Source organism: Pseudomonas sp. NPDC089392, assembly GCF_044749595.1.
GTDB lineage: Bacteria > Pseudomonadota > Gammaproteobacteria > Pseudomonadales > Pseudomonadaceae > Aquipseudomonas.
On sequence record NZ_JBIVIF010000084.1, the window covers coordinates 1 to 9,144 of the forward strand.

The following is a 9,144-nucleotide window of genomic DNA, read 5'->3' on the forward strand; positions in this document are numbered from 1 at the left end:
ACGCGCGCAAATCCCACAGGAATAATTGGCCCGAAACAAACGTAGGAGCGGCTTTAGCCGCGAAGCGCCGCGCGGGCGGCGCTCGATCTCACAGGTGCCATAAATGTCACGGCGAACACCTGGCGGCGCTCGATCTCACAGGCGCCGAAAACACATTGGCGAACACCCGGCGGCTCTCGATCTCGCAGGCCCTGCAAATCCCCCGGCAAGCACCTTCCAGCCTTTGCGCTGTCTTCACTCTCGCTAAGCCCCCATCTCCGGCACGGCTATTGCTACACCGCTGGCAACATACCGTTTTTATGACGGTCAGCCACGCGAGAGAGCATGATGCCCCAGGCCGCCCACCTATCCCGAGCTCCTGATCACCAGGGGCTAACCCCGGTCGAGCAGGACAGCCGCCAGGGAATCGAGCACGCCTTCGCCCTGTTCAATCAGGTGTCCAGCCAGCTGAGCCAGTCCTACAGCCTGCTCGAAGCCCGAGTCAGCGAACTCAAGGGCGAGCTGGCGGTGGTCAGCGCCCAGCGTATCGCTGAGCTGAGCGAAAAAGAGCGCCTGGCCAACCGCCTGCAAAACCTGCTGGACCTGCTGCCCGGCGGGGTCATCGTGATCGATGGCCAGGGCCTGGTGCGCGAAGCCAACCCGGCTGCCTGCGAACTGCTCGGTGAGCCGCTGATCGGCCAGCTATGGCGCCAGGTGATCGCCCGCAGCTTCGCCCCACGCAAGGACGACGGCCACGAGGTCTCGCTGCGCGACGGCCGCCGCCTGTCCATCGCCACCCGCTCGCTGGATGCCGAGCCCGGCCAGCTGGTACTGCTCAACGACCTGACTGAAACCCGCCGCCTGCAAGACCAACTGGCCCGCCACGAGCGCTTGTCGTCGCTGGGGCGCATGGTTGCCTCGCTGGCACATCAAATCCGCACGCCGCTGTCAGCCGCCATGCTCTACGCCAGCCACCTGGCCGATGCAGAGCAGAACCTGACCGCAGAAACCCGTCAACGCTTCGCCGGCACCCTGAAAGAGCGCCTGCATGAGCTGGAACACCAGGTGCGCGACATGCTGGTATTCGCCCGTGGCGAGCTGCCGCTGGGTGACCGGGTCACGCCAAAAGCCTTGTTTCAGGCCCTGCAGCAGGCGGCCCAGGCCCATGTGCAGGGGCATGCCGTACGCTGGCAGTGTGACAGCCACCTGGGCGAGTTGCTGTGCAACCGCGACACCCTGGTCGGCGCTTTGCTCAACCTGATCGAAAATGCCCTGCAGGCCAGCGATGGCCCGGCGCGGCTCAAGGTGCACCTGTTCCGCCGCGAGCACAGCTTGCACCTGTGTGTCAGCGATGCAGGCAGCGGCATCGACGCCGATTTGCTCGGCCGCCTGGGTGAGCCGTTCCTCACCACCAAGGCGACCGGCACCGGGCTGGGCCTGGCCGTGGTCAAGGCCGTGGTGCGGGCGCACCAGGGCACGCTCAGCCTGCGTTCCAAGGTCGGTCGTGGCACTTGTGTGCGGGTGACGTTGCCATTGATTGATGGGCAACTGGCGGAGGGCGTGTAATGGCAATCAAGGTGCTGCTGGTCGAGGATGACCGCGTATTGCGCCAGGCGCTGGGCGATACCCTGGAGATCGGTGGCTTCGCCTACCAGGCGGTGGGCAGCGGCGAAGAGGCGCTGGACGCGGTGCTGGATGATGCCTTCAGCCTGGTGGTCAGCGATGTGAACATGCCCGGCATGGACGGGCACCAGTTGCTGGCCCAGCTGCGTCGCCAGCAGCCGCAGTTGCCGGTGTTGCTGATGACTGCGCACGCCGCCGTGGAGCGTGCCGTCGAGGCGATGCGCCAGGGCGCTGCGGATTACCTGGTCAAGCCATTCGAGCCCAAGGCGCTGCTCAGCCTGGTCGAGCGGCATGCTGCTGGCCGGGTGGTCAGCGAGGAAGGCCCGGTGGCCTGCGAACCGGCCAGTCGGCAGTTGCTGGAGCTGGCCGCGCGTGTCGCGCGCAGTGACTCGACCGTGTTGATTTCCGGCGAATCCGGTACCGGCAAAGAGGTGCTGGCGCGCTACATTCACCAGCAGTCGCCACGGGCGGCGCAGCCCTTTGTGGCGATCAACTGCGCGGCCATCCCCGACAACATGCTTGAGGCCACCCTGTTCGGCCACGAGAAGGGCGCCTTCACCGGCGCCATCGCCGCCCAGGCCGGCAAGTTCGAGCAGGCCGAGGGCGGTACCCTGCTGCTCGACGAAATCTCGGAAATGCCCATGGCCTTGCAGGCCAAGTTGCTGCGGGTGCTGCAAGAGCGTGAAGTGGAGCGGGTAGGTGGGCGCAAGCCGATCAGCCTGGATATTCGCGTGCTGGCCACCACCAACCGCGACCTTGCTGGCGAAGTGGCGGCTGGGCGCTTCCGTGAAGACCTGTACTACCGCCTGTCGGTGTTCCCCCTGGCCTGGCGGCCGCTGCGCGAACGCCCGGGTGACATCCTGCAGCTGGCCGAGCGCCTGCTGGCGCGCCATGTGGCCAAGATGAAGCATACCCCGGTGCGCCTGTCGCCTCAGGCGCGGGCCAGCCTGCAGGCGCATGCCTGGCCGGGCAACGTGCGCGAGCTGGACAATGCCTTGCAACGGGCGTTGATCCTGCAGCAGGGCGGTGTGATCGAGGCGGCGGATTTTTGTCTGGCAGGCGCCATTCCATTGTCGGCTGGCGCTACGCCATCACTTGAGCAGGTTAGCGACGCCAGCGGGCTGGGTGATGACATGCGTCGCCATGAGTATCAGATGATCATCGACACCCTGCGCGCCGAGCGCGGCCGCCGCAAAGAGGCGGCCGAGCGCCTGGGGATCAGCCCGCGTACCTTGCGCTACAAGCTGGCGCAGATGCGCGATGCCGGGTTTGACGTCGAGGCCAGCCTGTTCGGCTGATGAGACCCCGTACCCCGCTGGGGCACAATCCTCTGTGGGAGCGGGCGTGCCCGCGAAGAATTCAACGCGGTGGCTGTCACCGGCTGCGCCGGTGTTCGCGGGCGCGCCCGCTCCCACAGGGACCGCGTAATCCCGTGGAAGTGATTGCAAAGGCTGGCACCTTTGTTGCTTTACGTAGGCTATTCGCCGCATGAGTGTCAAAAAAATGCGGCCGCAGGAGAGAGAAAGGTCATGAGCCAAGGTGTTGAATTCAATCGTCTGATGTTGGACATGCGGGCCATGCAGGCCGATGCCATGTCGCTGCCCAAGGTGGCCGCGGCCCCCGAGCTGGCGCCAGGGCAGAGTACCTTTGCCGACATGCTCGGCCAGGCCATTGGCAAGGTGCATGAGACGCAGCAGGCTTCGACCCAACTGGCCAATGCCTTCGAAATCGGCAAGAGCGGCGTCGACCTGACCGACGTGATGATCGCTTCGCAGAAGGCCAGCGTGTCCATGCAGGCCATGACCCAGGTGCGCAACAAGCTGGTCCAGGCGTACCAGGACATCATGCAGATGCCGGTTTGAGGACGGACGTAAACCATGGCTGATGCAGTCGTCGACAACGTCCCCGCCAAGGCTGGCACGCCAGCGGCCAAGCCGCCGCTGTTCGGCATGGCGTTTCTGGAAAACATCGCGCAGATGCCCGCGCTGCGTCAGATCGGCCTCATGGTCGGCCTGGCCGCCAGCGTGGCCATCGGCTTTGCCGTGGTGCTGTGGTCGCAACAGCCGGATTACCGCCCGCTGTACGGCAGCCTGGCCGGCATGGACACCAAGCAGGTCATGGACACCTTGGCCGCTGCCGACATCCCCTACAACGTCGAGCCCAACTCTGGTGCTCTGCTGGTCAAGGCCGACGACCTCTCCCGTGCGCGCCTGAAACTGGCAGCCGCCGGCGTGGCGCCGAGCGATGGCAATGTCGGTTTCGAACTGCTCGACAAGGAGCAGGGCCTGGGCACCAGCCAGTTCATGGAGGCCACCCGCTACCGCCGCAGCCTGGAAGGCGAGCTGGCGCGTACCGTTTCCAGCCTGAACAACGTCAAGGCTGCGCGCGTGCACCTGGCCATTCCGAAAAGCTCGGTGTTCGTGCGAGACGAGCGCAAGCCCAGCGCCTCGGTACTGGTCGAGCTGTACCCGGGCCGCGCGCTGGAAGCCGGGCAGGTGATGGCCATTGTCAACCTGGTAGCCACCAGCGTGCCGGAACTGGACAAGTCCCAGGTCACCGTGGTCGACCAGAAGGGCAACCTGCTGTCCGAACAGATCCAGGATTCTTCGCTGACCCAGGCAGGCAAGCAGTTCGACTACAGCCGCCGGGTGGAAAGCATGCTCACCCAGCGTGTGCACAACATTTTGCAACCCGTGCTGGGCAATGACCGCTACAAGGCCGAAGTGTCTGCCGACCTCGACTTCAGTGCGGTCGAGTCGACCTCCGAGCAGTTCAACCCCGACCAGCCGGCCCTGCGCAGCGAGCAGTCGGTGGACGAACAGCGTGCCAGCAGCCAAGGCCCGCAAGGCGTGCCCGGCGCGCTGAGCAACCAGCCGCCAGGCGCTGCCTCGGCACCGCAAACCACCGGTGCTGCCGCTACCCCGGCCGCGGCCATTCAGCCAGGCCAGCCGCTGGTGGACGCCAACGGCCAGCAGATCATGGATCCGGCCACCGGCCAGCCGATGCTGGCGCCGTACCCGTCGGACAAGCGCCAGCAAAGCACCAAGAACTTCGAGCTGGACCGCTCCATCAGCCACACCCGCCAGCAGCAGGGGCGCATGACCCGCCTGTCGGTGGCGGTGGTGGTGGACGACCAGGCCAAGATCGACCCGGCCACCGGCGAAAGCACCCGTGCGCCGTGGGCTGCCGAAGACCTGGCGCGCTTTACCCGCCTGGTGCAGGACGCGGTCGGCTTCGACGCCAGCCGTGGCGACAGCGTGACGGTGGTCAACGTGCCGTTCGCCGCCGACCGTGGCGAAGAAATCGCCGAGATCGCCTTCTATCAGCAGCCGTGGTTCTGGGACATCGTCAAGCAGGTACTGGGTGTGGTGTTCATCCTGGTGCTGGTGTTCGGCGTGCTGCGGCCGGTGCTCAACAACATCACTGGGGGCGGCAAGCAGGCTGCCTCGGATAGCGACATGGAGCTGGGCGGCATGATGGGGCTCGATGGCGAATTGGCCAACGACCGCGTCAGCTTGGGTGGCCCTACAAGCATTCTGCTGCCTAGCCCGAGCGAGGGTTACGAGGCACAGCTCAACGCAATCAAAGGCCTGGTGGCCGAAGACCCGGGCCGCGTGGCCCAGGTCGTGAAAGACTGGATCAACGCCGATGAGTGATAACCGAGCCGTTACCGCCAAGCTTAGCCGCGTCGACAAAGCGGCGATCCTCCTGCTCTCGCTGGGCGAGACCGATGCTGCCCAGGTGCTGCGGCACATGGGGCCCAAGGAGGTGCAGCGGGTAGGTGTGGCCATGGCGCAGATGGGCAATGTGCACCGTGACCAGGTCGAGCAGGTGATGGGCGAGTTCATCGACATCGTCGGTGACCAGACCAGCCTGGGTGTCGGCTCTGACGCCTACATCCGCAAGATGCTGAACCAGGCCCTGGGCGAGGACAAGGCCAATGGCCTGGTCGACCGCATCCTGCTGGGTGGCAACACCAGCGGCCTGGACAGCCTGAAGTGGATGGAGCCGCGCGCCGTGGCCGACGTGATCCGCTACGAGCACCCGCAGATCCAGGCCATCGTGGTCGCTTACCTCGACCCGGACCAGGCTGGCGAAGTGCTGAGCAACTTCGACCACAAGGTACGGCTGGACATCGTCTTGCGCGTGTCGTCGCTGAACACCGTGCAACCGGCAGCGCTGAAGGAGCTGAACCAAATCCTCGAGAAGCAGTTCTCGGGCAACTCCAACGCCGCGCGCACCACCCTGGGCGGCATCAAGCGCGCCGCCGACATCATGAACTTCCTCGACAGCTCGGTGGAAGGTGCACTGATGGACTCTATCCGCGAAATCGACAGCGACCTGTCGGAGCAGATCGAAGACCTGATGTTCGTCTTCAACAACCTGGCCGATGTCGACGACCGTGGCATCCAGGCGCTGCTGCGCGAAGTGTCGTCCGACGTGCTGGTGGTGTCGCTCAAGGGCGCCGACGAGCGGGTCAAGGACAAGATCTTCAAGAACATGTCCAAGCGTGCCTCGGAGCTGCTGCGCGACGACCTGGAGGCCAAGGGGCCGGTACGGGTCAGCGACGTGGAAACGGCGCAGAAGGAAATCCTCACCATCGCCCGCCGCATGGCCGAGGCCGGCGAGATTGTGCTTGGCGGCAAGGGCGCCGAGGAAATGATCTAAGCCGCTAGCTGCGGGCCTTGAGGGTTTCGTGTGGGAGCGGGCTTGCCCCGCGAACACCGGCAACGCCGGTGCCATGCACTGCGCTGCCTGCTTCGCGGGACAAGCCCGCTCCCACGGGGGCCAAACCCGTATCCCTTTGAACAGGGTCTTGAGTACCTGAAAACATGTCCACCAAAGAACATCACCCCAGCGACCTGATCCGTGCCCGCGACCTTGAGGGCGTGGACGTGTGGGCGCTACCCAGCTTTGACCCGGAACCCGAGCCCGTACCCGAGCCGGAGCCAGAGCCCGAGGTCATCGAGGAAGAAGTCGAGGAAGTGCCGCTGGAAGAAGTCCAGCCGCTGACCCTGGAAGAGCTCGAAGCCATCCGCCAGGAGGCCTACAACGAGGGCTTCGCCACCGGTGAGCGCGAGGGCTTCCACAGTACCCAGCTCAAGGTCCGCCAGGAAGCCGAGGCAGCCCTGAATGCCAAGCTGAACAGCCTGGAGCGGCTGATGGCCAACCTGATGGAGCCGATTGCCGAGCAGGACACGCAGATCGAGAAAACCCTGGTGCACCTGGTGGCGCACATGACCCGCCAGGTGATCGGCCGTGAACTGCACAACGATTCCAGCCAGATCGCCCAGGTGCTGCGCGAAGCGCTGAAACTGCTGCCCATGGGCGCGGACAATATCCGCATCCACCTCAACCCGCAGGATTTCGAGCTGGCCAAGGCCCTGCGCGAGCGTCATGAAGAAAGCTGGCGGCTGCTGGAAGACAGCACGTTGCTGCCCGGCGGCTGCCGCATCGAAACCGCCCACAGCCGCATCGACGCGTCGATGGAAACGCGCATCGAAAAAGCCGTGGCGCAACTGTTCGACCAGTTGCATGACCATGCCCTGCACCCGGCAGCGGCAGACATCGCGGTCGACTTGAACAGCCCGGTGGACGCCCCTGATGCACCTTAAACGCACCAGCTTCGGCAAGCGCCTGGGCAGTTATGCCGAGGCCATCGAGTTGCCGGCCCAGCCCATCGTCGAAGGCCGCCTGTTGCGCATGGTCGGCCTTACCCTGGAGGCTGAAGGCCTGCGTGCTGCGGTGGGCAGCCGCTGCCTGGTGATCAACGACGACAGCTACCACCCGGTGCAGGTCGAAGCCGAAGTGATGGGCTTTGCCGGGCCCAAGGTGTTCCTCATGCCGGTCGGCAGCATTGTCGGTATTGCCCCTGGCGCGCGGGTGGTGCCGCTGGATGACGGCGGCCGCCTGCCCATGGGCATGAGCATGCTCGGCCGGGTGCTCGACGGCGCCGGCCGTGCGCTGGATGGCAAGGGCGGGATGAAAGCCGAAGACTGGGTGCCGATGGATGGCCCGGTGATCAACCCGCTCAACCGTGACCCCATCAGCAAACCGCTGGACGTGGGCATCCGCAGCATCAATGGCTTGCTCACCGTCGGCCGCGGCCAGCGCCTGGGTCTGTTTGCCGGTACCGGCGTGGGTAAATCGGTGTTGCTGGGCATGATGACCCGCTTCACTGAAGCTGAAATCATCGTGGTCGGCCTGATTGGTGAGCGGGGCCGCGAGGTCAAGGAGTTCATCGAGCACATTCTGGGTGAAGAAGGCCTCAAGCGCTCGGTGGTGGTGGCATCGCCGGCCGACGATGCGCCGCTGATGCGCCTGCGTGCGGCCATGTACTGCACGCGCATTGCCGAGTACTTCCGCGACAAGGGCAAGAACGTGCTGTTGCTGATGGACTCGCTGACCCGTTTCGCCCAGGCCCAGCGGGAAATTGCCCTGGCCATCGGCGAACCACCGGCTACCCGCGGTTACCCGCCTTCAGTGTTTGCCAAGCTGCCGAAGCTGGTAGAGCGGGCGGGCAACGGCGAGCCGGGCGGTGGTTCTATCACGGCGTTCTACACCGTGCTGTCCGAAGGCGATGACCAGCAGGACCCGATCGCCGACTCGGCGCGTGGTGTGCTCGATGGCCACTTCGTGCTGTCGCGGCGGCTGGCCGAAGAGGGCCATTACCCGGCCATCGACATCGAGGCTTCGATCAGCCGGGTCATGCCCCAGGTGGTCGATGCCGATCATTTGCGCCAGGCGCAGAAGTTCAAGCAGTTGTGGTCGCGCCTGTCGCAAAGCCGCGACCTGATCAGCGTAGGCGCCTACGTGGCGGGTGGTGACCCGGAGACCGACCTGGCCATTGCCCTGCAAGCGAAGCTGGTGGAGTTCTTGCGCCAGGGCCTGCGCGAGAACGTGGGCATGGCGCAAAGCCGCGAACAGTTGGGGGCGATCTTCACGCCCCCGGCGGGCTGATAGGCCATGGCGCTGCCCGGACGCGCCGCGCGCCTGGCGCCGGTGGTGGACATGGCCGAGGAGGCCGAGCGCAAGGCGGCCCAACGCCTTGGGCATTTCCAGCAGCAGGTGGCCCAGGCCCAGGCCAAGCTAACCGAGCTTGAGCGGTTTCGTGAGGATTACCAGCTGCAGTGGATCAACCGCGGTGGGCAGGGGGTGAATGGCAGCTGGCTGGTCAACTACCAGCGCTTTCTGGGGCAGCTGGAAACGGCCATGACCCAGCAGCGCCAGAGCCTGGTCTGGCACCAGAACAACCTCAACAACGCCCGTGGCACCTGGCAGCAGGCCTATGCCCGGGTTGAAGGCTTGCGCAAGCTGGTGCAGCGATATATGGAAGAAGCCCGGCGTGCTGAAGACAAGCGCGAGCAGCGTTTGCTTGATGAATTGTCCCAGCGGTTGCCTCGGCAGAATTATTTGTAGGGTTTGGGGGGCGCCTTGAGGTGGTTGTCGCCTGTGAGATCGAGCGCCGCCCGCGCGGCGCTTCGCGGCTAAAGCCGCTCCTACGTTTGTTTCGGGCCAGTCCCTCCTGTGCCAGGCGCGCGC

At 65.3% G+C, this 9,144-nt stretch carries 8 protein-coding genes; all 8 read left to right on the forward strand.

The genetic code is table 11. The features are described 5' to 3' along the window. The first annotated feature begins 327 nt into the window (after positions 1–327). The gene (locus ACIP1G_RS31665; protein ID WP_400744531.1) at positions 328–1,545 is read left to right on the forward strand and encodes a sensor histidine kinase; all 1,218 of its coding nucleotides are present in this window, start codon (positions 328–330) and stop codon (positions 1,543–1,545) included. Next, on the forward strand, positions 1,545–2,900 hold the full coding sequence (locus tag ACIP1G_RS31670; protein ID WP_400744515.1) for a sigma-54-dependent transcriptional regulator: 1,356 nt from the start codon (positions 1,545–1,547) through the stop codon (positions 2,898–2,900). Before ACIP1G_RS31665 ends, ACIP1G_RS31670 begins: the two co-directional genes overlap by 1 nt. 231 nt (positions 2,901–3,131) lie before the next feature. Further along, positions 3,132–3,464 (forward strand): flagellar hook-basal body complex protein FliE, encoded by a 333-nt coding sequence (gene fliE, locus ACIP1G_RS31675; RefSeq protein ID WP_341796426.1) that lies wholly within the window; start codon positions 3,132–3,134, stop codon positions 3,462–3,464. A 15-nt stretch (positions 3,465–3,479) separates the two neighbouring features. Continuing rightward, the gene (gene fliF / locus ACIP1G_RS31680; RefSeq protein ID WP_400744519.1) at positions 3,480–5,258 is read left to right on the forward strand and encodes a flagellar basal-body MS-ring/collar protein FliF; all 1,779 of its coding nucleotides are present in this window, start codon (positions 3,480–3,482) and stop codon (positions 5,256–5,258) included. Beyond that, on the forward strand, positions 5,251–6,270 hold the full coding sequence (fliG, locus tag ACIP1G_RS31685) for a flagellar motor switch protein FliG (protein WP_400744522.1): 1,020 nt from the start codon (positions 5,251–5,253) through the stop codon (positions 6,268–6,270). The genes fliF and fliG overlap by 8 nt, the downstream gene beginning before the upstream one ends. A gap of 164 nt (positions 6,271–6,434) precedes the next feature. Beyond that, positions 6,435–7,217, forward strand: coding sequence for a flagellar assembly protein FliH (gene fliH / locus ACIP1G_RS31690; protein WP_400744524.1), 783 nt, complete (start codon positions 6,435–6,437; stop codon positions 7,215–7,217). Further along, on the forward strand, positions 7,207–8,562 hold the full coding sequence (gene fliI, locus ACIP1G_RS31695; protein WP_400744527.1) for a flagellar protein export ATPase FliI: 1,356 nt from the start codon (positions 7,207–7,209) through the stop codon (positions 8,560–8,562). Before fliH ends, fliI begins: the two co-directional genes overlap by 11 nt. A gap of 6 nt (positions 8,563–8,568) precedes the next feature. Next, positions 8,569–9,021: a flagellar export protein FliJ gene (fliJ, locus tag ACIP1G_RS31700; protein ID WP_400744529.1), complete on the forward strand. Its 453-nt coding sequence runs from the start codon at positions 8,569–8,571 to the stop codon at positions 9,019–9,021. The last annotated feature ends 123 nt before the right edge of the window (positions 9,022–9,144 follow it).